This is a genomic window from Microbacterium sp. CFBP 13617, from assembly GCF_014839445.1.
Taxonomy (GTDB): Bacteria; Actinomycetota; Actinomycetes; order Actinomycetales; family Microbacteriaceae; genus Microbacterium.
On sequence record NZ_JACYNW010000003.1, the window covers coordinates 231586 to 255518 of the forward strand.

The 23933-nt window shown below is 71.4% G+C and carries 23 protein-coding genes; 8 read left to right on the forward strand and 15 right to left on the reverse strand.

Translation table 11 applies throughout. From position 1 onward, the window contains the following. Nucleotides 1–5: 5 nt before the first annotated feature. Nucleotides 6–1970 carry a glycosyltransferase gene (locus IFU40_RS09630; RefSeq protein WP_342343510.1) on the reverse strand — a complete coding sequence of 655 codons (1965 nt, stop codon included), beginning with the start codon at nucleotides 1968–1970 and terminating at the stop codon, nucleotides 6–8. Between the two features lie 133 nt (nucleotides 1971–2103). On the opposite strand from IFU40_RS09630, the gene IFU40_RS09635 reads away from it, so the two are divergent. Further along, nucleotides 2104–2715 carry a DedA family protein gene (locus IFU40_RS09635; RefSeq protein WP_191926183.1) on the forward strand — a complete coding sequence of 204 codons (612 nt, stop codon included), beginning with the start codon at nucleotides 2104–2106 and terminating at the stop codon, nucleotides 2713–2715. A gap of 114 nt (nucleotides 2716–2829) precedes the next feature. Next, entirely contained in the window at nucleotides 2830–3612 is a 783-nt protein-coding gene (locus tag IFU40_RS09640; RefSeq protein ID WP_191926184.1) for a DNA/RNA non-specific endonuclease, read from the forward strand. Between the two features lie 108 nt (nucleotides 3613–3720). On the opposite strand, the gene IFU40_RS09645 is transcribed toward IFU40_RS09640, so the two are convergent. From IFU40_RS09645 to IFU40_RS09655, 3 genes are all read right to left on the reverse strand, one after another. After that, nucleotides 3721–4323, reverse strand: a complete 603-nt coding sequence (locus IFU40_RS09645; protein ID WP_191926185.1) for a class I SAM-dependent methyltransferase — start codon at nucleotides 4321–4323, stop codon at nucleotides 3721–3723. A 247-nt stretch (nucleotides 4324–4570) separates the two neighbouring features. After that, nucleotides 4571–5215, reverse strand: a complete 645-nt coding sequence (locus IFU40_RS09650) for an FMN reductase (protein ID WP_055835059.1) — start codon at nucleotides 5213–5215, stop codon at nucleotides 4571–4573. 1 nt (nucleotide 5216) lies between these two features. Next, nucleotides 5217–6419 carry an LLM class flavin-dependent oxidoreductase gene (locus IFU40_RS09655; RefSeq protein ID WP_191926449.1) on the reverse strand — a complete coding sequence of 401 codons (1203 nt, stop codon included), beginning with the start codon at nucleotides 6417–6419 and terminating at the stop codon, nucleotides 5217–5219. 180 nt (nucleotides 6420–6599) lie between these two features. On the opposite strand from IFU40_RS09655, the gene IFU40_RS09660 reads away from it, so the two are divergent. Continuing rightward, nucleotides 6600–7652, forward strand: coding sequence for an acyltransferase family protein (locus IFU40_RS09660; protein ID WP_191926186.1), 1053 nt, complete (start codon nucleotides 6600–6602; stop codon nucleotides 7650–7652). Nucleotides 7653–7697: 45 nt separating this feature from the next. Here the strand turns inward: IFU40_RS09660 and efeB are convergent, their stop codons facing one another. The 3 genes from efeB to efeU are packed head-to-tail and all read right to left on the reverse strand — an operon-like array spanning nucleotide 7698 to nucleotide 11235. Then, nucleotides 7698–9002 (reverse strand): iron uptake transporter deferrochelatase/peroxidase subunit, encoded by a 1305-nt coding sequence (efeB, locus tag IFU40_RS09665; protein ID WP_342343520.1) that lies wholly within the window; start codon nucleotides 9000–9002, stop codon nucleotides 7698–7700. 2 nt (nucleotides 9003–9004) lie between these two features. Then, nucleotides 9005–10234 (reverse strand): iron uptake system protein EfeO, encoded by a 1230-nt coding sequence (gene efeO, locus IFU40_RS09670; RefSeq protein ID WP_191926187.1) that lies wholly within the window; start codon nucleotides 10232–10234, stop codon nucleotides 9005–9007. Beyond that, a complete protein-coding gene (gene efeU, locus IFU40_RS09675) occupies nucleotides 10231–11235 on the reverse strand; it encodes an iron uptake transporter permease EfeU (RefSeq protein WP_191926188.1) in 1005 nt (334 codons plus the stop codon). The genes efeO and efeU overlap by 4 nt, the downstream gene beginning before the upstream one ends. Nucleotides 11236–11486: 251 nt before the next feature. Between efeU and IFU40_RS09680 the strand changes: the two genes are divergently transcribed. Beyond that, complete coding sequence (locus tag IFU40_RS09680; RefSeq protein ID WP_191926189.1) at nucleotides 11487–12503, forward strand: isopenicillin N synthase family dioxygenase; 1017 nt, start codon at nucleotides 11487–11489, stop codon at nucleotides 12501–12503. Between the two features lie 511 nt (nucleotides 12504–13014). Here IFU40_RS09680 and rpsO read toward each other — a convergent pair. Continuing rightward, nucleotides 13015–13284: a 30S ribosomal protein S15 gene (gene rpsO / locus IFU40_RS09685; RefSeq protein WP_055835040.1), complete on the reverse strand. Its 270-nt coding sequence runs from the start codon at nucleotides 13282–13284 to the stop codon at nucleotides 13015–13017. A gap of 179 nt (nucleotides 13285–13463) precedes the next feature. On the opposite strand from rpsO, the gene IFU40_RS09690 reads away from it, so the two are divergent. The 3 genes from IFU40_RS09690 (at nucleotide 13464) to IFU40_RS09700 (ending at nucleotide 16126) form a co-directional block, all read left to right on the forward strand. Beyond that, nucleotides 13464–13685, forward strand: a complete 222-nt coding sequence (locus IFU40_RS09690; RefSeq protein WP_191926190.1) for a DUF167 family protein — start codon at nucleotides 13464–13466, stop codon at nucleotides 13683–13685. Further along, nucleotides 13682–14983 (forward strand): MFS transporter, encoded by a 1302-nt coding sequence (locus IFU40_RS09695; protein ID WP_055835034.1) that lies wholly within the window; start codon nucleotides 13682–13684, stop codon nucleotides 14981–14983. The genes IFU40_RS09690 and IFU40_RS09695 overlap by 4 nt, the downstream gene beginning before the upstream one ends. A 222-nt stretch (nucleotides 14984–15205) precedes the next feature. After that, a complete protein-coding gene (locus IFU40_RS09700) occupies nucleotides 15206–16126 on the forward strand; it encodes a DMT family transporter (protein ID WP_082509310.1) in 921 nt (306 codons plus the stop codon). A gap of 123 nt (nucleotides 16127–16249) precedes the next feature. On the opposite strand, the gene IFU40_RS09705 is transcribed toward IFU40_RS09700, so the two are convergent. The 3 genes from IFU40_RS09705 to IFU40_RS09715 all read right to left on the reverse strand — a co-directional run bounded on the left by IFU40_RS09705 (nucleotide 16250) and on the right by IFU40_RS09715 (nucleotide 18632). After that, entirely contained in the window at nucleotides 16250–16810 is a 561-nt protein-coding gene (locus IFU40_RS09705; RefSeq protein ID WP_055835027.1) for a YceI family protein, read from the reverse strand. Nucleotides 16811–16960: 150 nt separating this feature from the next. Next, the gene (locus tag IFU40_RS09710) at nucleotides 16961–17326 is read right to left on the reverse strand and encodes an FKBP-type peptidyl-prolyl cis-trans isomerase (RefSeq protein ID WP_055835024.1); all 366 of its coding nucleotides are present in this window, start codon (nucleotides 17324–17326) and stop codon (nucleotides 16961–16963) included. A 145-nt stretch (nucleotides 17327–17471) separates the two neighbouring features. After that, nucleotides 17472–18632 carry a PrsW family intramembrane metalloprotease gene (locus tag IFU40_RS09715; RefSeq protein ID WP_055835021.1) on the reverse strand — a complete coding sequence of 387 codons (1161 nt, stop codon included), beginning with the start codon at nucleotides 18630–18632 and terminating at the stop codon, nucleotides 17472–17474. A gap of 83 nt (nucleotides 18633–18715) precedes the next feature. Here IFU40_RS09715 and IFU40_RS09720 point away from each other — a divergent pair, with 83 nt between their 5' ends. Next, complete coding sequence (locus tag IFU40_RS09720) at nucleotides 18716–19582, forward strand: fumarylacetoacetate hydrolase family protein (RefSeq protein WP_070408244.1); 867 nt, start codon at nucleotides 18716–18718, stop codon at nucleotides 19580–19582. Between the two features lie 148 nt (nucleotides 19583–19730). Here the strand turns inward: IFU40_RS09720 and IFU40_RS09725 are convergent, their stop codons facing one another. From IFU40_RS09725 to IFU40_RS09740, 4 genes are all read right to left on the reverse strand, one after another. Further along, the gene (locus IFU40_RS09725; RefSeq protein WP_055835015.1) at nucleotides 19731–21194 is read right to left on the reverse strand and encodes an aspartate ammonia-lyase; all 1464 of its coding nucleotides are present in this window, start codon (nucleotides 21192–21194) and stop codon (nucleotides 19731–19733) included. Nucleotides 21195–21353: 159 nt separating this feature from the next. Then, complete coding sequence (locus tag IFU40_RS09730; protein WP_055835012.1) at nucleotides 21354–22253, reverse strand: phosphodiesterase; 900 nt, start codon at nucleotides 22251–22253, stop codon at nucleotides 21354–21356. Nucleotides 22254–22331: 78 nt separating this feature from the next. After that, nucleotides 22332–22661: a peptidase gene (locus IFU40_RS09735; RefSeq protein WP_191926191.1), complete on the reverse strand. Its 330-nt coding sequence runs from the start codon at nucleotides 22659–22661 to the stop codon at nucleotides 22332–22334. Next, on the reverse strand, nucleotides 22658–23872 hold the full coding sequence (locus IFU40_RS09740) for an inorganic phosphate transporter (RefSeq protein ID WP_191926192.1): 1215 nt from the start codon (nucleotides 23870–23872) through the stop codon (nucleotides 22658–22660). The genes IFU40_RS09735 and IFU40_RS09740 overlap by 4 nt, the downstream gene beginning before the upstream one ends. Between the last annotated feature and the right edge of the window lie 61 nt (nucleotides 23873–23933).

Here is a 23933-nt window from a genome sequence, read left to right on the forward strand (position 1 = left end):
AGTCGTCAGACGGCGCGGGTGCGCTCGCGATCGCCGCGGGTGGGCAGCTCGACGTAGCCCGCGTGCTTCGCCCGGATGCCGTCGCCCGCGGTGCGTCCGCGGACGCGGCGCCACACCCACGGCAGGGCGTCGCGCGTGAGCCAGGCGCCGTGCGGGGCGTCGTCGTCGGCGTGCAGCGCCTCGTCGAGTCCGAGCAGCGCCGACGCGTCGGGCACCCCCAGGGCCTCGGCCGCGCGATAGGCCACGAGGCGATGCCCGGCCGAGCGCAGGTGCACCAGATCGTCGGCCCAGTGCGGCAGCTCGCCGAGGTCCGCGACGGCCTCGAGGTCGAGCAGGATCGCACCCTGCTCCTGCGCGATGCGCCGCAGCTCGACGTTGTACGTCGCGAAGCGTCGCGCGAAGATGCGGGCCGCCGCGCGTCGCGGCAGGAAAGTCGTCACCAGGAGCACGTCGGCGCCCGTCCGGCGGATCGCGCGCACGGCGGACTCGACCTCGGCGACGATGGCCGGGATGACGGGCGCCGGTCCCACGAGGTCGTTGGCGCCGATGAGGATCGACACGAGGTCGGGCTCGAGGGCGAGCGCCGCGGGGACCTGCCCGTCGATCAGGTGACGCACCCGACGACTGCGCACGGCCAGGTTGGCGTAGCGGAAGGGACCCGCGTCGCTGGTGTGCGCCAGCAGCTCGGCTAGGCGATCCGCCCACCCGCGGTACTGCCCCGCCGGCATGCGCGACGCGTCGCACAGGCCCTCGGTCAACGAGTCGCCGAGCGCGACGAAGCGCGTCCACCGCCCCCGGGTGCGGGATGCCGACAGGGCGGCCGGTCGGGTTCCCCCACGCAGCAGCATGCTGTCGTCGACGGCGCGGAGGGCGACGGCATCCTGGTAGTGCCCGACCAGGTCGCGGGTGAGGGCCTGCCAGGTGCGCCCCTGCACCGCCTCGCGCGCGGCGCGGGCGAACGCGCGGCGCTTCGACTCGTCGCCGACGAGATCGGCGACGCGGGCGCGCAGGTCGTCGAGGTCGCCGGGACGGTACAGCCAGCCGTCGACGCTGGAGCGCACCAGGTCGAGCGGCCCGCCCACGCCGGTCGCCACCACGGGAACACCGCTGGCGAGGGCCTCCTGGATGGTCTGGCCGAACGTCTCGCTCTCACCCGGGTGCACGAACACGTCGAAGCCGGCCATGGCCTGCGCCAACGCCGCACCCGACAGGTGCCCGGTGAAGACGGCATCCGGAATCGCCCTCTCGAGCGCGGGCCGCGAGGGGCCGTCGCCGACGATCACCAGGCGCGTGCCGGGTACGTCGGCGAGCGCGCGCAGGTCGTCGACCTGCTTCTCGGGCGCGAGGCGCCCGACGTACCCCACGATGCGCTCGCCGTTCGGGGCCACCTCGGCCCGCCACGCGTCGTCGCGGTGCTCGGGCGCGAAGCGGACGGCATCCACTCCCCGACCCCAGCGGCGGATGCGGTCGACGCCCAGACCCTCGAGCTGGCGCGTCGACGCCGACGACGGCGCGAGGGTGAGCGTGGCGCGGCGGTGCAGGCGGGCGACGTGCCCCGCGACGAGCGCCGTGGCGTGGGGCAGGCCGTACTTCTGCGAGTAGGCGACGACGTCGGTCTGGTAGACCGCGACCGAGGGGATCCTCAGCGCGTCGGCGGCGGCGAGCCCCTGCCAGCCGAGCACGAACGGGGATGCCAGGTGCACCACGTCGGGATCGAAGTCACGCAGAAGGGCCCCGAGGCGGGCCGCCCGGGCGAACACCACGCGCACCTCGGGGTACGACGGCAGCGGCACCGAGCGCAGCAGCTCGGTGCGGGCGCCGTGCAGATCGGCGGTGACATCGCCCGACTTCGGAGCGATGACCAGGGTCTCGTGCCCCGCTTCGGCCAGATGGCGCAGCACATGCAGAACGGAACCGGTGACCCCGTTCATGTGGGGAAGGAAGGATTCGGCCAGCAGCGCGACTCTCACGCCTCCAGGGTGGGACCTCGGGCGGGCCGGTGGGGGCCGGATCGGGGCCAGGTTCGCGATGTTCACCCGATGCTCCGCTGGGCGTCACCGCCGCGTGGGCGGGGCGTCTCGATCGGCGGCGGAGAGTGACGGAATGGACGGTGTCGACGCGTGGCTGCAGGCGATCGCCGCGAGCCCGTGGGCCCTGCTCGGCATGGCGGTCCTCGTGTTCGCCGACGCTTTCCTCGTCGTCATCCCGGGCGAGGCGGCCGTCACCGCCTTCGGGGCACTGGCGGTGTCGCACGGCACGCCGCCGCTCGTCGGGGTCGTGCTCGTCGCCGCAGCCGCGGCCTTCGCGGGCGACGCCTGCTGCTACCTGGTCGGTCGCACGGTCGGCGTCGAGCGCTGGGCGTGGATGCGCCGCCCCCGCGTGCGCGCCGCCCTCGACTGGGCGCGGGCGCGCCTGGAACGCAACGCCGCGGTCGTGCTGTTCACCGCGCGGTTCGTGCCCTTCGCTCGCCTCGCGGTCAACCTGGCCGCGGGCGCCGCGCGGGTGGCTCCGGCGCGCTACCTCGGGGTGGCGGCGGTCGCGGCGTTCGCCTGGGCGGCGTACCAGGCCGTGATCGGCGCGATCGTGGCCGCGGTGGTGCCGGGCGGGCCGGTCGTCGCGGTGGTCGTGTCGATCGTCGTGGCGGTGGGGATCGGCGTGGGGATCGATCTCGTGCTGGCGCGTCGTGCGAAGCGCAGGGTGGCGTCGCGGGGCTGATCGTCGGCGGCGGATGCCGGACCCCGGGCGCGACGCCGACGCGGGCCGGGTCTTCACACGATGTTCTCCGCGCGCGTCTGTCGCGATGTCGGAGGCCCCGGGCAGCATGGGGGCATGAGCGACGGCTACGACCCGGACTTCCTCGGCATCCCCCTGCCCCTCCCCTCCCCCACCGTGCCGGTCACCCGGCTCGACTACCCGCGGTTCTCGGTGCTTCTCGACGAGGAGCGTCGGTTCGCCGCCGTCACCGGGGTGGTCATCGACGGGGCGACGCTGCGCGAGCAGCCGCGCACGGGCGAGTGGCGGCTCGATCCGCGCGTCTCCGCCGACGCGCAGGCGGGACCCGAGGTCTACAGCCGCAATGACCTCGACCGCGGCCATCTCGTGCGGCGGCGCGATCCGGGCTGGGGCTCGGCGTCCGAGGCTCGAGCTGCCACCGAGGCGACGTTCTTTTACACGAACGCCGCTCCCCAGGCTGCGGGTTTCAACCAGTCGAAAGAGCTCTGGCTGGGCCTCGAAGACCACGTGCTCGCCTACGCCGAGACGACCGACCAGCGTCTTGCGGTGTTCACCGCCCCGGTGCGGGGCGACGACGACCCGCCGTATCGCGGCATCCGCGTGCCCCTGCGGTTCTGGAAGATCGCCGCCTGGCGCGACGGCGACGCCCTGGCGGCGGCGGGCTTCGTGCTCGACCAGAGCGCGCTCGTCGACACGCGGCAGGCTCTGACGGTGGCACCGCTCGGGGCGTTCCGCACATTCCAGGTGCCCATCGCCGACATCTCGGCCGAGGCGGGGGTCGACGTGGGGCCGCTGCAGGCCGCCGACACGTTCGTGCGGCGGGGGCTGCGCCCGGTCGCGGCGCGCGAGCTGCGCAGCGCCGACGACATCGTGCTGTGAGGCGAGCGCTCGCGCCGACGCCTCGCTCCCCCGCGCAGCACGGCGGCTCGCCCGTCGACGCCTCCGCGAGCGACGACTCCACGAGATCGGGGCCGCCGACCCGGCGCGTCAGCCCACCCGCACCGCGTGCAGAAGGGTGTCGATCGCCGCGGAAGCGTGCCCGCCCCGCAGCTCGGCATCGGCGCTCGTGCGCGTGATGCGCTCGCAGCGCTCGATCCGGAACCTCTCGTTGAGCGCGCTGCGCAGCAGTTCGGGCGTGTACAGGATCGCGGGGTCGGTCGGTCCGTGACCACCGGCGGCGATGTTGTCGACATCGTGACCGATCACGACGAGCGACCCCCCGGGTGCGACCCACTCCGCGATCCGTGCGACGGCGGCAGCGCTGTCGGGCAGGTGCAGGTAGCACGACACCACGAGGTCGACGGGAGTCGCGGGCTCCCACTCGTGCACGTCTGCACGTGTCCAGGTGACCGCGTCGCCCCCGGGCCGTGCCGCGGCGAGCGCGAGACCGGCGCCCGAGAAGTCGACTCCCGTGCAGGTCCAGCCGCGCCCGGCGAGCCACAGCGCCGTGCGCCCGTCGCCGGTCGCGACGTCGATGGCGGTTCCCGGCGGCAGCGTCGCCGCGATCTCGCGCACGGCGGCGGGCGGCTGGGTGGCCCACACTCCTCCGGCCGAGGCGCGGTATCGCTCGTCCCACTGCGCGGCATCCATCGCGGCTCCTTCTGCTCGCCCCCACCCTAGGGCGGGTCCGCTCCGGGCCGGGTGCACGGGCTCAGCGATGCGCCGTTCCTCGAACGCGCGCGGCCGCCCACTCCCACGCCACAACCTCAGCGATGTGCACAACCTCAGCCCGAACGGGCCCCTCCCGGCTGAGGTCGTGCGCATGACCGAGGTTGTGCTCGACCCGGCGCACGACGACGCCCCGCCGCCCGCGAGGGCGACGGGGCGTCATACGGGGTCACTCCCCCGACAGACCACCCAGCAGGTGGCCGAACGAGCGGCCCTCGCCGAGGTACGACGACGGATCGAACGGATCGGCGTCGCGCACCGGCTCGCGCGCGGCGATCGCGTCGGCGAACTCCCGGGCTCCGCGGTCGACGCGCGAGCCCAGCGGGGCGACCTCGTCGGCGTTCGATCCCCAGTCGCTGGATGCCGCGAACACCCCGGTCGGCACGGGATTGGCGTGCAGATAGGTGAACAGCGGCCGAATGGCGTAGTCGATCGCGAGCGAGTGACGCGCCGTCCCCGCGTTCGCGCCGATCAGCACGGGAGTGCCGTTCAGCGCCTGCGGGTCGAGCACGTCGATGAACGACTTGAACAGGCCCGAGTAGCTGGTCGAGAAGATCGGCGTCACGGCGATGATGCCGTCGGCCGACACGACCGTGTTGATCATCTGCTCCAACGCCGGGGGTGCGAAGCCGGTGAGCAGGTTGTCGGTGAGGTCGTGCGCGTAGTCGCGCAGTTCGAACACGTCGCTGGTGGCGTCGATGCCGCGCTCGCGCAGCTCGGCCAGAGCCGCGTGGGCGAGGCGGTCACCGAGCATGCGCGTCGACGACGGCGTGGACAGTCCCGCGGTGATCACCGCGATGCGGCGGGCGGCCACGTCAGGCCCCCACGCGCGTCGCGGCGGAACCGAAGGCGCTGCCGGCCTTCGCGGCATCCTGGTACGGGCTGCCCGCGGTGAGGTTGTCGCCGCGGTTCGCGGCGGGAACGGCCTGGCGCGGAGCGGCACCGGCGTACGCCTTCTCGACCATGTTGGCGTGCGTGGGCGCGTCGGGCACCTCGGCGGGGCGGTTCTTCTGCAGCTCCTTGCGCAGCACCGGCACGACCTCGGAGCCCAGGATGTCGAGCTGCTCGAGCACGGTCTTGGTGGGAAGTCCCGCGTGGTCGATGAGGAACAGCTGGCGCTGGTAGTCGCCGTAGGTCTCGCGCATCGACGCGTAGCGGTCGATGATCTGCTGCGGCGAGCCGACGGTCAGCGGGGTCATCTCGCTGAAGTCCTCGAGGCTCGGGCCGTGGCCGTAGACGGGGGCGTTGTCGAAGTAGGGGCGGAACTCGCGCACGGCGTCCTGCGAGTTGGAGCGCATGAACACCTGGCCGCCGAGCCCGACGATCGCCTGCTGGGGCGTGCCGTGGCCGTAGTGGGCGAAGCGCTCGCGGTACAGCGTGATGAGGCGCTGGTAGTGCTCCTTGGGCCAGAAGATGTTGTTGGCGAAGAACCCGTTGCCGTAGTACGCGGCCTGCTCCGCGATCTCGGGGGTGCGGATCGAGCCGTGCCAGACGAAGGGCGCCACACCGTCGAGGGGACGCGGGGTCGAGGTGAAGCCCTGCAGCGGGGTGCGGAACTTCCCCTCCCAGTCGACGACGTCCTCGCGCCACAGCTTGTGCAGCAGGTCGTAGTTCTCGATGGTCAGCGGCAGGCCCTGGCGGATGTCCTTGCCGAACCAGGGGTACACGGGTCCGGTGTTGCCCCGGCCGAGCATGAGGTCGGCGCGGCCCCCCGACACGTGCTGCAGCATGGCGAAGTCTTCGGCGATCTTCACCGGGTCGTTCGTGGTGATGAGCGTCGTCGAGGTCGTGAGGATGAGGCGCTCGGTCTGCGCGGCGATGTACGCCAGCGTCGTCGTGGGCGACGACGACCAGAACGGCGGGTTGTGGTGCTCGCCGAGGGCGAAGACGTCGAGGCCGACCTCTTCGGTGTGCTTCGCGATGGTCAGCGTGTCCTTGATGCGCTGCGCTTCGCTGGGCGTCTGACCGGTGGTCGGGTCCTGGGTGATGTCGCTCACCGTCATGACGCCGAACTGCATCCCGGGCCAGTTGTTCGTCTCGTTCACCGTGCTCATCTGAATCAGTGCCCCTCTTATTTGTATGCAACTGAATATACATGCTCCAACGTTCGAGGCCGAGCTTTATTCCGCGTTACCCCATCGGCATCCGGAATCCACCCCCGTGGACCGCCGCTCCCGGCGCGGATATCGTCGCTGGCGATGACGACACCGACCCGTGTGCCCTTCTGGGACAACGCCCGCTTCGCCGCGATCGTGCTCGTCGTGTTCGGTCACGCCGTGCAGCGACTGACCTACGATTCGGATGCCGCCGAGGCGCTGTACCTGCTCGTCTACGCGTTCCACATGCCCCTCTTCGCCCTCGTGGCGGGCTACTTCTCGTCGTCGGCCGAACCGACCCGCCGGCGGATGGCGCGACTGTTCACCGACCTCATCGCGCCGTACCTGATCTTCGAGACGCTCTGGACGATCACGCAGCTGCTCGTGACCGGCCGGACCAACCTCGATCCGGCGCAGCCGTCGTGGACGCTGTGGTTCCTGCTGGCGCTGGCGCTGTTCCGACTCGTGCTGCCGTACCTCGCGCTGTTGCGCGCGCCCGTGCTGTGGGCGCTGGCGATCTCGATCGTCGCCGGGTACCTCCCCGGCATCGACTCGACCCTCTCGCTCTCGCGCTTCCTCGGCCTGCTGCCGTTCTTCACCCTCGGGTGGTGGCTGCGCGAGCGCGACGTCGTCGCGCGCCGGGGGCTGCTCGACGCCCGACCGGTGTGGCTGCGCGTCGTCGCCGCCCTCGTCCTGGCCGGAGCCGGGGCGATCGCGTTCGCCTTCGTCGACGTCTGGCGCGACGTGCGCCTGGGCACGTGGTTCTTCTTCGTCGACACGTACGCCGACCTGGGCGCCCCGCACTGGTGGGCGGGCGGGGTACGGCTCGCGATCATCGCGCTCGCGCTCGTGCTGATGACGGCGTTCCTGCTGCTCGTCCCGCGCCGCGAGACGTCGTGGACGCACCTCGGCCGGTACACGATGTACGTCTACCTGCTGCACACGTTCGTGCTGCACACGTTCCGCCAGTCGGGCGTCCTGCGGGGTCTCGAACCCGCGGCGCTGTGGATCCCCCTCATCGCCGTCGCGAGCGTGGCGATCGCCGTCGGCCTGTCGAGCCGCCCCGTGCGTCGGCTCACCCGCCCCCTGGTGGAACCCCGGATGCCGTGGCTCTTCCGCGACCGGGAGCTGGGGGCGGGTCGCGGGTCGCGGTAGGTGTCCCTCAGCGCCCCGCGCGCGTCACGCAGGCGTCGGCTCCCCTCACGCGCCGAGCAGCCCCGCCCCCACCGACTCCCCCGCGGCCGGCGCCGGCGGTACGGCCCACAGCCCCGACCCGACGTGACGGACGTACTCGTTCATCGCATCGGTCGACAGGGACCGCTGCAGGGTGACGTAGCGGTCGGGGGCCTTCTGGAACGACAGGAAGAAGAGCCCGGCGTTCAGCCGTCCGAGGTCGGTCGTCCCGTCGACGAAGTTGTACCCGCGGCGCAGGATCTGGATGCCGCCGTTCGTGTCGGGGTGCGCTAGGCGCACGTGGCTGCGCGGGTCGATGCGCGGTTGCCCCGCGGCATCCGTCGCCTGGAAGTCGGGCTTCGTGAACTCGTCGCCACCCGAGAGCGGCGCCCCCTGGCCCTTGTCGCGGCCGATCACGCGGTCCTGCTCGCCGAGGCGGGTGCGGTCCCACGTCTCGATGAGCATCGCGATGCGCCGCGCCACGAGGTACGACCCGCCGACCAGCCACGCCGGGCCCTCGGATGCCGACACCCAGACGTTGTCGTCGAGGGCGGCGGTGTCGTCGGCGAGCACGTTGGCCGTGCCGTCCTTGAACCCGAAGAGGTTCCGCGGGGTGGCCTGCGCGGCCGTGGTCTTGGACGTGCGACCGAAGCCCAACTGCGACCACCGGATCGTCGCCCGCCCGAAGGCGATGCGGCTGAGGTTGCGGATCGCGTGCACGGCCACCTGCGGATCGTCGGCGCAGGCCTGGATGCACAGGTCGCCGTCGGACCGCAGCGGGTCGAGGTCGTCACCGAGGAACGCCGGCAGCCGCTCGAGCCCCGCCGGACGCTGCCCCTCGAGGCCGAAGCGCGCGTCGAACAGGGTCGGACCGAAGCCGAACGTGATCGTGAGGTTGCTCGCCGGGAGCCCCACCGCCTCGCCCGTGTCGTCGGGCGGTGCCTGCGGCGACCCGCCGACCGCCCCCGTCGCACTGACGTCGAGCCCCTGCATCATGCGGGTGGCCGCGTACGTCCAGTCCGACAGCAGCTCGGCGAGATCGTCGCGGGTGGTGCGGGCCATCATGTCGTACGAGGCGAAATGCAGGTGGTCCTGCACCGGTGTCGTGATGCCGACCTGGTGGATGCCGGAGGCCGGGGCCGTGGCATCCATCGCCCGCCGCGCCTGATCCTGACCGTACGCGGCCCCGCCCGCGAACCCGCCGCCGGCGCCGACGGCGAGGCCGGCCGCACCCGCCCCGATCGCGAGCCCCATCAGGCCGCGTCGGGACAGGCCGGTGGCCTCCGGGTTCGGGTCGGAGACCGTGGTCGGGGTCTGCTCTTCGTCGGTCACGCTCACTCCAGAACGGTCACCGTGAGCTGCGAGAGCGGCTCGGCCAGCGCATTGATGAGATCGGTGAACTGGCGCTTGTCGGCGTCGGTCAGCTGCGAATAGGTGACGAAGCCCGCGTCGGCCGAACCGTGCGCGGCCAGGGCCGCTTCGAGGTCGGCGTACCCGGTGTCGATGCGGGTGACCAGGGTCGTGCCCTTGTCGCCCTTCGATTCGGCGAAGTCCCGCACGAGCGAGAAGGCCATCTTCGACCCCTCGACGTTGGCGGCGAAGTCGTACAGGTCGGTGCCCGACCACCAGTCCTCTTCGCCGCTGATCTTGCCCGTGGCGACCTCGTCGAGCAGCGCGATCGCACCGTTCGAGATGCCCGCGACGCCCTGCGCGTCCAGCGCCTGCACGAACTCGTCGCCGTGCACGTAGTCGTACAGCTCCTGCGTGTCGGCGATGAGCTTGTCGCCGTAGGTGGCGCGCTCGGCCGGGGTGGACGGCGCCCAGTCCTTCCACGCCGGCGTCTCGCCGTCGGCGTTCAGCGCGTCCTGCGCGGGAACCCACAGGTCCTTCTCGATGCGGTGGAAGCCGGTCCAGTCCAGGCCCTCCGCCACGGCGTCGACCTCGCGGTAGTCGATGCGCGGGTCGAGATCGCCCAGGGCCTCGGCGATCGGCTCGATGCGCTCGTAGTAGGCCCGCACGCGCGGGAACTGCGTCTGCGCAGCCGCGTCGTCGCCGGACTCGTAGGCGGCGGCGAAGGTCTGCACCGCGGGGAGCAGCTGACCCACCTGGTCCTTCACGAAGGCGGCGTACAGGTCGACGGCCTGCTGCTTCTGCTCGGCATCCGGTCCCGTCACGGCCACGGCGTCGCCGGTGACCGAGAAGCTCGCCCGGCCCACGCCGTCGCCCACCATGCCGGGCTTGCAGAGGGTGAAGTAGTCGCCGGGCTGCGCGACGACGGTGAGGTTGCGCGAGGCACCGGGGGCGATGTTCTCGACCTCGCCGACGATGCGCAGGCCGTCGGAGGCCAGCAGGTAGAACTCCGTGGTCTGGTCTCCCTTGTTGCTCACGTCGAAGGCGACGGTGCCGCTGGGGGCGGATCCCGCCGACACGGCGCACCCGTCACCGGTCGAGGTGACCGTGAGGGCACCGGAGGCAGCCGCGTCGGTCTTGGCGACGCAGCCCGAGAGGACGAGGACGGCCGCGCCGGCGACGGCCGTGGCCGCGAGGAGGCGAGTCGAGGTCATGATGCTCCATTCGGATGGGTGGATGCCGCGGCGTCGGGTACGCGAGCGGCGTCGAGGGTCTGTGGGGTGGGGTTCCCGCTCGCGTCCGGGGCCGCGTCGGCGGCGCGGGGCTTCGGTCGCCGGTTCGCGCGCACTCCGCGCACGAACAGCGGGACGACGATCGCGATGTACAGGGCCCAGGCGATGACCTGCAGCCAGGTCATGGCGGGCATGAATCCGACCGTGGCCTGCAGCAGCGCGGCGAGCGCCTCACCGGGGGCGATGGTGTCCGAGACGTCGAACGCCCAGCCGAAGGGGAACCCGCTCCAGCCCGTCGCCACGAGGCCGGTGACGGGATCGAGGGGGGCGGCGCTGCCGAAGGGGCCGGGAAGGGCACCGGCTTCCTGCAGGTCGTGCAGCGCGTAGGCGAGCACCCCGGCGGCGACCACGACGAGGAAGCCGCCGGTCCAGGTGAAGAAGCGACCGAGGTTCAGACGCAGCATCCCCCGCGCGATCAGCCAGCCCAGCAGAACGGCGGCGATCAGGCCGACGAGCGCACCGAGAAGGGCAGCGGGCGTGTCACCGAACGACTGCACCATCGACCACAGCAGCAGCGTCGTCTCGACCCCCTCGCGCGCCACCGAGACGAAGCCGATCACGATGATCGCCCAGACGCCGCCGCGGAGCGCCCTGTCGACGCCCCCCTCGAGACCGGCCTTGAGCGTGCGGCCGGCCCGCTGCATCCAGAAGATCATCCACGTCACCATCGCCACCGCGAGCAGCGACAGCCCACCCCCGAGCAGCTCCTGCGCCTCGAACGTGAGCATGTACGCGCCGAAGGTGAACACGGCGCCGACCGCGAGGGCGAGGGCGATCGCGAGCCCCACGCCCATCCAGAGCCGCGGGAGGGCGTCGCGACGCCCGAGGCGCGTGAGGTAGGCCACGAGGATGCCCACGACGAGCGCGGCCTCGAGGCCTTCGCGAAGGCCGATGAGGAAGGTGGCGAAGAAGCTGGCAAGCACGGGCGGGGTTCCGACTCTCGGGTTTCGGGTGGGGCGCCGCGGCACTGCGGGAAGGTAAGGACAGCCTCACCTGACCAGGACACGATACGCATCTCCCTGGCCGGTTCGCACCCCGCCGATCGGCGGGGTTTGCCCCGGGAGTGCAATCGACCCGCCCTCGCGCCCCCTCGGTTCCGCCGTCCACCGAGGCTCCTTCGGTAACCATCGGCAACATTCGCGCGACGCCACGCGGATCGACCTAGCCTCGTCGCATGTCCGACCTCACTCTCCCCGTGCTCGATTTGTCGCTCCTCGACCAGGGTCCGGATGCCGCCGCCCGCTTCCGAGACGAGCTGCGCGCCGCGACCCACGACGTCGGCTTCTTCTACTTGACCGGCACGGGGGTGAGCCCCGCGCTCGAGGCGAGCCTGCTGGCGGCCGCGAAGGGCTTCTTCGCGCTGCCCGAGGCCGACAAGCTCGCGATCGAGAACGTCACGAGCCCGCACTTTCGCGGATACACGCGGGTCGGCGGCGAGCGCACGCAGGGCCGGGTCGACTGGCGCGAGCAGATCGACATCGGGCCCGAGCGCGAGGCCATCACCGACCCCGACGCTCCCGGGTACGACCGGCTGATCGGTCCCAACCTGTGGCCGGCGGCGCAGCCCGAGCTCAAAGAGGTCGTCACCGAGTGGCACGACCACCTCACCGGCGTCGCCCGCAAGCTCCTGCGCGCGTGGGCCCTCGCCCTGGGCGCCGAGGAGCAGTACTTCGACCGCCACTTCGGCGACCCGCAGACGCTCATCAAGATCGTCCGCTACCCCGGCAAGGACGACCCCACGCCCCAACAGGGTGTCGGTGCGCACAAGGACTCGGGCGTCCTGACGCTGCTCTGGGTCGAGCCCGGCAAGGGCGGCCTGCAGGTCGAGCGCGACGGCGAGTGGGTCGACGCCCCTCCGGTGTCGGGCGCTTTCGTCGTGAACATCGGAGAGCTTCTCGAGTACGCCACGCAGGGCTACCTCCGGGCGACGAACCACCGCGTGATCTCGCCGCGGTTCCCCGACGAGCGCATCTCCGTGCCGTTCTTCTTCAACCCGGCCCTCGACGCGCGCCTGCCGATCATCGAGCTGCCGGCCGACCTCGCGGCCGAGGCCCACGGCGTCGAAGACGACCCCACCAACCCCATCCACGCCACCTACGGCGAGAACGCGCTCAAGTCGCGCCTGCGCGCGCACCCCGACGTGGCCGAGCGGTGGCACTCCGACCTGGTGGCCGCGCGCGCGGCATCCTGAGTCCGCGTCTCTCGAACGCCCGTCGTCGGTCCGGCCGGCGGCGGGCGTTCGCCGTGCTGGGCGGGGGCGGGGCGTGTCCGGAGTGCCGCGGCCACGGGCGCCGACGAGGCAGCGGGTCTCGTCCCGCCCGACGCCGCGAGACGCCCCGGCACGCATAAACGCCGTTCCTCCGCATAAACGCTCAGACACCGCGTTTATGCGCAGGAATGGCGTTTATGGGGACCTAGGCGGGCGGATCGCGCAGCCCAGCCGGCAGAGCCCCGGCCACGGGGCCCGACGATGCATCGGGTCACGTCCTGCCCGACGCCGCGCTCCCTCCGGGCACGCATAAACGCCATTCCTTCGCATAAACGCTCAGACACCGCGTTTATGCGCAGGAATGGCGTTTATGGGGACGAGGCGCGGGCGTCGGCGCCAGACCCCGGATGCCGGGCCCCGGCATCCAGGAACAGCGAAGGCCGCCCCACACCGTGGGACGGCCTTCGAGAAAGCGATATACGCGGGGTCGCGCTTAGCGACGGAGACCCAGGCGCTCGATCAGCGAGCGGTAACGCGCGATGTCGATGTCCTGGAGGTAGCCGAGCAGACGGCGGCGCTGACCCACCATCAAGAACAGACCACGACGCGAGTGGTGGTCGTGCTTGTGCTCCTTGAGGTGCTCGGTGAGGTCCTTGATGCGCTGCGTCAGCATCGCGACCTGCACCTCGGGGGATCCGGTGTCACCGGGGTGCGTCGCGTACTGTTCGATGATCGCCTTCTTGGCGTCAGATTCGAGTGGCATAGATGGGATCCCCTTTCTCTCATTGCGCGGCGCCCGACGCCTGATACGTGGGCTCTCTTTATCCGCGGCCGATCAAACGGCAACCGCATGAGTCTACAGCACGGCTCACCCGTTCACACACGCCCGATGCTCTGTGCCTGCGGCGACGCGATGTCGGAGGGCTGGCGTAGCCTCGATCCGTGCAGCTCACCGTCTTCGTCAAGCCGGGTTCCCGCCGCGGCCCGCTGGTCGAAGACGGGCCCGACGGCCTGGTGGTACACGTCCGCGAACGCGCGGTCGACGGGGCCGCGAACGCCGGCGCCGCGCGAGTGCTCGCGGCGCACTTCGACGTCGCCCCGAGCCGCGTCCGCGTCGTGCGCGGCCACACCGCTCGCATCAAGCGTTTCGAGGTCGACGAGTGAGCCGTCAGAGCGCGTTCATCGACCTGCGGCCCCTCACCACGTCGCCCGCCTTCGCCCGTCTGTGGATCGGCTCCACCCTGTCGGGGCTCGGCGGGCAGCTGACGGTCGTCGCGGTCATGCTGCACGTGTTCGAGCTGACCCAGAGCACGCTGGCCGTGTCGATGATCGCCGTGGCGGGACTGGTGCCGATGGTCATCGCGGGCCTCTACGGCGGCATGCTCGCCGACGCGTTCGATCGCCGCACGGTCGCCCTGCTCGCCGCCCTCGTCACCTTCGCGTCCACCGGCCTGCTCGCCGCCCTCGCGTGGTCGGGGCTCGAGACGGTCGGATGGTTGTTCGTCCTGAGCGTCGTGAACTCGGCGGCGAACTCCATCGTCATGGCGACGAAGTCGGCGATCACCCCACGCCTCATCCCCCGCGACCTCCTTCCCGCCGCCGCGGCCCTGCAGGGCGTGACGGTCGGCATCATGGTGATGGCCGGACCCGCCCTCGCCGGTGTGCTCGTCGCCGTCGCGGGGTACGCGTGGACCTACTCGCTCGACGTGCTGCTCATGAGCTCGCTGTTCCTCGGGCTGTGGTCGCTCCCCCGGCTCCGCCCCGAGGGCGTCGTGGTGCGCCCGGGCCTCGAGTCACTGCGCGACGGTGCGCGGTTCTTGAAACGCGCGCCCAACATCCGCCTGCAGTACGTGCTCGACATCATCGCCATGACCTTCGGCCAGCCGGTGGCGCTCTTCCCCGCCATCGGAGCGGTGCTGCTGGGCGGCGGTGCGATCACGACCGGGGTGCTGACCGCGGCGGTCGCGGCGGGGGCGTTCCTCTCCAGCCTGTTCTCGGGGCCGATCGGCCGCGTCCGTCGACAGGGGCTCGGCATCGAACGCGCGATCCAGGTCTACGGCCTCGCGATCGGCCTGTTCGGTCTCGTCCTCCTCGCCGCCAGCCTGGGCTGGCTGCGCCCCGACGTCGTCGACGAGACGCACGCCGCGGTCGCGCTGATCGCCCTCGCCGCCGTGGTGCTGGCCGTCTCGGGGGCCGCCGACAACGTCAGCGCGATCTATCGCTCCACCATGATGCAGGCGGCCGTCCCGGATGCCATGCGCGGGCGCCTGCAGGGCATCTTCATCGTCGTGGTCGCCGGCGGCCCGCGCGTGGGAGCCCTGTACGCGGGCACCCTCGCGACGGCCACGGCCCTCTGGGTGCCGCCGCTGTTCGGCGGCATCGTGATCCTCGGCCTCGTCGGCACGCTGGTGCGCTTCACGCCCCGGTTCCGCGCGTACGACGCGCTGAACCCGCAGCCCTGACCCCCAGCGCGACGAGAGCCGCGGTGCAGCGCATCGCGCGCACCCCGCTCCGCGGAGGGCACCCGTCCCCGGGTCTTCTCCGCGAAGGGGCCCGGGACGACCCTCGTGTCGCGGCTCCGTGCGAGCACCGCCCCGCACACGCACTGCCGACCGTCGGCGGATTTCCGCCGTCGCATCCGCTTCGCCCGCGCGATGTCGGCGCTCGGGCCTAGGGTCGGGATCGTGGCATCCGGTTCCTCTCCCTCCCCCGTCTCCATCGCCGTGCAGTTCGTGCTCACGGGCATCGTGTGGGGCTCGAGCTTCCTCTTCATCGCGATCGCCCTCACCGGCATGACCCCGGCGCAGGTCGCCGGCGGGCGGCTGCTGTTCGGTGCGCTCGCTCTCGCCGCGATCGTCGCGATCCGACGCGAACGCCTCCCCCGCAGCCGACGGGTGTGGGGTCACCTGTGCGTTCTGGCGGCCACGTTCTGCGTCGTGCCGTTCCTGCTGTTCGCCTGGGCCGAGCAGCACGTCTCGTCGGGGCTGGCGAGCATCTTCAACGCGACCACGCCGATCATGACGGCGATCATGGCGTGGGCGGTGTTCCGCGTCGAGAGCCTCAAGCCGGGCCAGCTGCTCGGCATCGCCGTGGGCATCGCCGGGGTCGTCGTGATCATCGCGCCGGGCGCGGTCGCCGACGTGGGCGACAGCACGGTCGCGCAGATCGCGCTGCTGGGCGCCACCGCCTGCTACGGCTTCAGCCTCGCGTACATGCGTCGGTTCCTCGGCGACACCGGACTATCGGGCATCGCCTTCGCCTTCGGCTACATCGGCCCGGCGGCGGCGTTCATGGTGCTGCTGTCGCCCGTGATCCTCGCCGAACCGATGGACCTGACGACCCCGGTGGTGCTCAGCATCGTCGCCCTGGGGGTACTCGGCACCGGCATCGCCTACGTCTGGAACCAGAACACTCTGCGCGCATGGGGGCCCACCCGGGCCTCGACCGTCACGTACATCACCCCCGTGGTCGGGGTGGCTCTCGGCATCCTCGTGCTCGGGGAGCGCATCTCGTGGAACGAACCCGTGGGGGCGGCCGTGGTGTTCGTCGGCATCCTGCTCGTGCAGCAGAGGCTGCGCCTCCGGCGTCGCGTCACCGCGGGGTAACGCTCCGCGGGCGGCTTCCGCGCACGACGGAGAAACCACAACGATCCCGGATGCCGAGCACTCGGGGCCACCCCAGACACGACGAAGGCCCCGGATGCCGAGCACCCGGGGCCTTCACGAAGATCACGCCTGGAGCGCGAGCTGCAGGTCGAGCTCGATGGTGACGTCCTTGCCGACCAGCACGCCGCCGGTCTCGAGGGCGGCGTTCCAGGTGAGGTCGAAGTCCTCGCGGTTGATGACCGTCTTGGCGGTCGCGCCGGCCTTGTAGTTGCCCCACGGGTCGGTGCCGAAGCCGCCGAAGTCGAGCGAGAAGGTGGCGGGCTTGGTGATGCCGCGGATGGTGAGGTCGCCGTCGACGAGGAAGTCGCCCTTTTCGACGCGCACGCCGGTGGAGCGGAAGTCCATCGTCGGGTAGGTCTCGATGTCGAAGAACTCGGCCGAGCGCAGGTGCTGGTCGCGGCCCTCGTCCTTGGTGTCGACGGAGGTCACGTCGACGGAGGCCTCGACGGTGGCCTCGAGCGGGTTCTCGGGGGCGACGATGGTGGCGCTCTTCACACCGAACGTGCCGCGCACCTTCGAGATCATCATGTGGCGCACCGAGAAGGTGACCTCGCTGTGCGACGGGTCGAGGACCCAGGTGCCGGTCTTGTAGCCGGGGATGTCGAGGGCGGTGGTGTCAGTCATGTCACTCCTAGAGGTCTGGGGAGCCGCTTCGGCGTCCTGCCGGGATCCAACTCCCATTCACACGAATGTATTCCACGATCGAGGAAAATAACGAACCCGAGGGAGCCGCAGCCCCCTCGGGTTCGTGAACGTTCCGTGAAGAACGGCCGGTCAGCCGACCTTGAGCAGGTCGATGATGAAGATGAGGGTCTTGCCACCCAGGAAGTGTCCGCCGGCGGGACCGTAGGCCAGGTGCGGCGGGATCACGAGCTCGCGGCGACCGCCGACCTTCATGCCCGGGATGCCGTCCTGCCAGCCCTGGATGAGGCCACGGAGGGGGAACTGGATGCTCTCGCCCCGGCCCCACGAGGAGTCGAACTCTTCGCCCGACTCGTACTCCACACCGGCGTAGTGCACGGTGACGGTGTCGCCGGGCTTCGCCTCGGCGCCGTCGCCGACGGCGATGTCGCGGATGACGAGGTCGGAGGGGGCGGGGCCGCTGGGAGCGTCGAACTCCGGCTTGGTGCGATCAGTCATGTCTCCATCCAAGCACGGCCCGGCGGTCGATGACGGCCCCTGGACAAAGACTCAGCGCCCGGTGCCGCGGCGATGCCTGCGTGTCTACCGGGCGCTGAGTTGGCCTACATCGATGGTGCTCCCGCCTCGCCGCGCTGTCAAGACCTCACGGCGCGAGCAGCGCCGCCCGCGCGTCGGTGGTGCGCTCGAGCAGGTACCGCTCGGTGGCGACCGCCTGCGGATCGCGCCCCGACAGGGCGCGCTGGCGCGCGGCGGCGAGTGCCGTGGCATCCGCGATGAAGGCCTTCATCACCGCCGTGCGGTCACCGGGCAGCGTGCGCGCCCACGCGAGGGCCGAACGGCGCCCGGGGCGGGTGGCGAGCATGTCGACCTCTTGCGGCGTGAACCACCCCGCGACGGCGTACTCGCCCAGCCGTGCGCGGGTGAGACGCGTCTCTTCGCGCCGCAGGGCCAGGATGCCGGCGATGAACGCCAGGAACAGCGGCACCTGCAGCGTGGCGTACACCTCGAAGAAGTTGGCGAACGTGGCCGAGCCGTTCCACAGTCCGTGCAGAACGATCGCGGCGAGCACTCCGGGGATTCCGTAGGCGAGGGCACCGCCCCCGCGCAGTCCGCGACGCGCGGCGAGGCCGAACGCGAAGCCGGTGAGGCTGGTGAACATCACGTGCGCGAACGGCGACAGCACCGCGCGCAGGAAGAAGGTCGTGGCGACCTGGCCCGGGCCGCCCTCGAGATAGCTGATGGCGAAGTACTGCACGTTCTCGGTCAGGGCGAAGCCTGCACCGATCAGCGCGCCGTAGACGATCCCGTCGACCGGGCCGTCGAAGAACCGTCGGGCGAACACGAAGATCAGGAGCACGCCGAGGCCCTTCGCGAGCTCTTCGACGATCGGTGCCTGCACGACCGAGCTGAACTCGGCCGGCAGCCGGCCCACCGCCAGGGTGAGGACCAGGTCCACCCCCAGCGCGAGGGCGACGGCCGCCACCGCGCCCCAGGCCACGGCGAACACGAGCAGTCGTCTCGGTTCGGGCTCCCACCGGTCGATGTAGCGCACCGCGAACCAGACGATGACGAACGGGATCACCGCCAGCACGAGCCCGATGAACGAGGCCGCCGTTCCCAACACGCCCGTGAAGTAGCGGACGAGCAGGGCGAGCACCGGCACCAGCAGCACGGCCACCACCCACAGGGCGATGCCCCCGCGGCGCCGGCGCGGAGGCGCGGCCGAGCCGGCCGCCTGCGGTGCCGGGGAGATGCGGGCGGGCTCGGCGGAACCGGGCTGCGCCAACGGCGAGGGGTAGCTCATGCGCACAGCCTAGGGGCGGCCGGCGACACGGCATCCCGGGCTTGCGACGACTCCCCGCCGGTGCGGCCCGGTAGCGTGGAGGCATGCGATTCGCCCACGTCCGTTCCCCGGAGGGGGCGGAGTCCCCCCGTCTCGTCAGCGTCCACGATGACGAGTTCTCGTTCGTCGACGAGTTCTTCGAGGGCGCCCCCCGCCAGCTCGAACAGCTCATCGCCGGCGGTGACGCCCTGCTCGAGCGCGTGCGCGCGGCGTCCGCCGGTGCACCGCGGCATCCGCTCTCGGGCGTCGCCTTCGCCTCGGCGGTGCTCGCTCCCCCGGCGATCCTCGCGGTCGGCCTGAACTACGCCGCCCACTCGGGCGAGCTGGGGCTGAAGACCGACACCGGGCCCACCGTCTTCGTGCTGTGGCCCAACTCCCTCACCGCCCACGGTGCGACGACGACGTGGCCGCGACAGCTCAGCGAGGCCGTCGACTACGAGGCCGAACTCGGCGTGATCATCGGGCGCCCCGGGCGCGACGTCGCCGAGCCCGACGCCCTCGACCACGTGTGGGGCTACACCGTCGTCAACGACATCACGGCGCGCAACATCCAGTTCTCGGAGGCGCAGTGGTCGCGGTGCAAGTCGTTCGACGGCTTCACCCCGACGGGCCCGTTCGTGGTGACCGCCGACGAGATCCCCGACCCGCAGGACCTGCACATCTGGACCGTCGTCGACGGGCACACGGTGCAGGATGCCAGCACCGGCCAGATGGTGCGCACGGTGGCGACGCTCATTCACAAGCTGTCGGAGTCGGCGACCCTGCTGCCCGGCACGCTCATCTCGACCGGCAGCCCCGGCGGAGCGGGCTACTCGCGCGACCCGCAGATCTTCCTGCGCGACCGCTCGACGGTGACCGTGGGGATCGACGGGATCGGCGAGCTGACCACGCACTGCCGGATCGTCGACTGAGCCACGCCCCGCGCGGCGACGGTGCCGCCGGACCGCCGGTGACGGCCGCCCGGTGACCGACGCCCGCCCCGGGCGGGCGACTCGGCGCTCGCCCTCGACACGACGATGGGGCCGCGACCACTGGTCCCGGCCCCGTCGTTCGTTCGTGTCAGCCTTCGACGACGTCCTCGACGGCACGGATGACCGGGATCGCCTCGGTGATCGGGTGCAGGCCCGACAGGCGCGCCGGAGAGAGCTGCTTGATGACCTCGTCGCGCGTCATCAGCCCGGCCTCGACGACCAGGTCGGCGACGTTGCGGTGCGTCAGCAGGGCCGTCTTGGCCAGGGCCGCCGACGCCGCGTAGCCGATGAAGGGCGTCAGCGCCGTCACGACGCCCACAGAGGAGCCGACCATGGCTCCCAGGCGCTCGCGGTTCGCGGTGATGCCGTCGACGCAGTTGACCCGCAGGGTCCACATCGCCTGCCGCATCCACGTGATCGACTGATAGATCGAGTGGGCGATGACGGGCTCGAAGGCGTTGAGCTGCAGCTGCCCGCCCTCGACCGCCATGGTCACCGTCATGTCGGCCCCCACGACCGAGAACGCGACCTGGTTCACGACCTCGGGGATGACGGGGTTGACCTTGCCGGGCATGATGCTCGAGCCGGCCTGGCGCGCCGGAAGGTTGATCTCGCCGAGGCCCGCCTGCGGACCGCTGGAGAGCAGGCGCAGATCGTTGCAGATCTTCGACAGTTTGACGGCGTTGCGCTTGAGCGACGACGAGAACGACATGAACGCGCCGGTGTCGCTCGTGGATTCGACCAGGTCGGTCGCGGTCTCGAGATCGAGCCCGGTGATCTGGCGCAGGTGCCGCAGAACAGCGGCCCCGTACCCGGCGTGAGCGGTGATGCCCGTACCGATGGCCGTGGCGCCCATGTTGATCTCGTACAGAAGGTAGGCGTTCTCGGTCAGACGGCTGTAGTCCTCGCCCAACGTCGTGGCGAACCCGTGGAACTCCTGTCCGAGCGTCATGGGCACGGCATCCTGCAGCTGGGTGCGGCCGACCTTGAGGACGTCGTGGAACTCCTCGGACTTCGTCAGGAAAGACTGACGCAGCAACGCGAGCTCTTCGAGCAGGCTCTGCAGGGTGAGCGCCAGCCCGATCTTGATGGCCGTCGGGTAGACGTCGTTGGTGGACTGGCTGCGGTTGGTGTCGTCGATGGGCGAGAGGAAGCCGTAGTCGCCCTTCTCGCGGCCGGCGAGCTCGAGGGCGATGTTGGTGATGACCTCGTTGGCGTTCATGTTGGTCGAGGTGCCGGCCCCGCCCTGGATGACGCCCACAGTGAACTCGTCGTGGAACTCGCCGTCGATCACGCGCTGGGCGGCGCGGTCGATGAGGTCGGCCTTCGCGGCGTCGAGCACGCCGATCTCGCGGTTGGCGCGGGCCGAGGCCTGCTTGACCATCGCGAGGGCTCGCACGAGATCGGGGTAGACCGAGATCGGCCGCTTCGCGATGGGGAAGTTCTCGAGCGCGCGGGCGGTGTGGATGCCCCAGTACGCCTCGAAGGGGATCTCGAGGGATCCCAGGGAATCGGTCTCGGTACGGGTGCGCGTCATTGCGTCCAAAGCCATGTGGTGTCCTCGTGGGTTGTCACGGCGAGCAGGGATGCCACGAGCCTAGCCACCGGTCCTGTCGCGGTCGTTCGACGCCGCGGCCTGTCGCCCGACCGACACGCTCCTGCGCGTATAGCGAACGCCGCGGCCGGCGCACGGCGGCATCGCGCGGCGGCGTCACCGCTTGCGCGAGAACGCCTCGAGTCGCTCCTCGGGGCTCAACGCCGCCATGCGCGCCGTCCACTCGGGCGTGAAGAAGCCCGTGGCCTGCGCGTCGACGACCGGGACCACCGCGTGGGTGATCGTGTCGTCCCACACGTGCACGAGGTGGAACGCGCGCCCGGCGTCCATTCCGTTGACCTCATCGGCGGGGCGGGCGAGGTCCATCGTGTAGCAGGAGGCCGCGGCCACGCTCACCGGCACCCCGGCGAAGGTCCCCGACGTCGAGTAGTGCAGGTGGCCCGCGAGGATCGCGCGCACGTCGGTGCCCGCGATCGCGTCGGCGAGACCGCGCTGGTCGCGCAACTCGAGGATGTCGAAGAACGGGATGTGCGAGGGCAGCGGCGGGTGGTGCAGCGCCAGGATCGTGCCCCGCGGCGCCGGCTCGGCCAGCTCGGCGCGCAACCACGAGAGCTGGGCGGCGTCGAGGTCGCCGTGGTGCCACCCCGGCACGGTCGAGTCGAGCGCGATGAGCCGGAGTCCCCCGAGGTCGTACACCCCGGTCACGGGCTCCTCGCTCGGCTCGCCGTCGAGCAGCTCGGCGCGCAGCGCGGGCCGTTCATCGTGGTTGCCGGCCACCCAGACGACCGGCGCCCCCAGACGCGCCGCCCACGGTTCGACCTCGGCGCGCAGCGCCCGGTAGGCCTCGGGCTCGCCGAGGTCGGTCAGATCGCCGGTGAAGACCACGGCATCCGGTCGTACCCCGGTCGCCTCGGCGGCCGCGAGCGTGCGGCGCAGGTGCTGCGCCGTGTCGTAGCGATCGCCGAGCAGCCGGTCACCGCCCAGCAGGTGCGTGTCGCTGAGGTGGAGGATCACGCGCGCGGCGGGCGCATGCTGACCGAACTGCACGGATGCCATGCCCCCAGCCTACGAGGGGCCTCCGACACCGCTCCCCGGGCGCCTCCGTGGGCGAGCAGGATCAGTGGTTGAGCAGGATCAGTGGTTGAGCAGGATCAGCAGCAGCGCGCCGAGCACGACTGCGGCGCACACGGCGAAGCAGAGGTACGCGGCGACCAGCGAGAGGCGCTTCTGCCCCTCGCTCAGCGGGTTGCGCGCGGCGGCCTTGGCGACCGCCCTCTCGGCGCGACGCTTCTGCTTGTCGGTGAGCACGGTGATGGCGTCGGTGAACTCGGCCGGTGCCACCAGCGGCGGACGGCCACCGCGCACCAGCAGGCGCAAACCCAGGGCGTAGAACGTCACGACCACCGTCGCCCCGAGCAGGGCGGCGACGAAGACGTGCAGGAAGGCTTCCCAGTCGATGCTCACGCGCGGTCCTTCCTCGCGTCGTCGTGGCGGCGCTGGCCGCGCGTGGGCTCGGGCTTGCGCGGCACCTTCACGGCGGCGCCGGAGTCGGCGACCTCGCTCATCGCGTTGGCCGAGGTCACCGAGTCGCGCCGGGAGCGCAGGAACAGACCGAGAACGATGACGACCGCGATCACGGCATCCACCGCCACGCCCCATCCGCCGAGCCAGACCACGATCAGGGCCGCGGCGGCGCCCACGGCGCCGGCGGCGGGCAGCGTGAGCACCCAGCCGATCATGATGCGGCCCACGGTGTTCCACCGCACGGTCGAGCCGCGGCGGCCGAGGCCCGAACCGATGACGGATCCCGAGGCCACCTGCGTCGTCGACAGCGCGAAGCCGAGGGCGCTGGATGCCAGGATCGTGGCCGCCGTGGAGGTCTCGGCCGAGAAGCCCTGCGCGGGCTTGACGTCGGTGAGCCCCTTGCCGAGCGTGCGGATGATGCGCCAGCCGCCCATGTAGGTGCCGAGCGCGATCGTGATCGCGCAGGCGAAGACGACCCACAGCTGCGGGTCGGGGTTCGCCGACGACTGCCACCCGACGGTGATGAGGGCGAGGGTGATGACGCCCATCGTCTTCTGCGCGTCGTTGGTGCCGTGCGCCAGAGCCACGAGCGACGAGGTGAAGATCTGGCCCCAGCGGAAGCCGTCGCGCCCGTCGGCCTTCATGTCGTACCGGCGCGTGATGCCGTAGGCGATCTTGGTGACGGTGAAGGCGATGACGCCGGCCGTCAGAGGGGCGATCAACGCCGGCAGGATCACCTTGCTCAGCACCACGCCCGTGTCGATCGCCGAGGCGCCGACGCCCACGAGCGTCGCGCCGATCAGGCCGCCGAACAGCGCGTGCGAGGAGCTCGAGGGGAGCCCCAGCAGCCACGTCAGCATGTTCCAGGTGATCGCGCCGATCAGACCGGCGAAGATGATGGGCGGGAAGATGTCGGGACTCAACTGGTCTTCGCGGATCATGCCGCCCGAGATCGTCTTGGCGACCTCGGTCGACAGGAACGCGCCCACCAGGTTGAGCGAGGCCGCCAAGAGGACGGCGACCTTCGGCTTCAACGCACCGGTGGCGATGGGGGTGGCCATCGCGTTGGCGGTGTCGTGGAATCCGTTGGTGAAATCGAAGAACAGTGCCAGCGCGATGACCAGCACGATGATGAGGGCTGCGCTCTCCACCGTTCGCTTTCCGTGAGAAGGAAGAAGGGATGCCGACGGGATCGGCGCGACGAACGAAGAG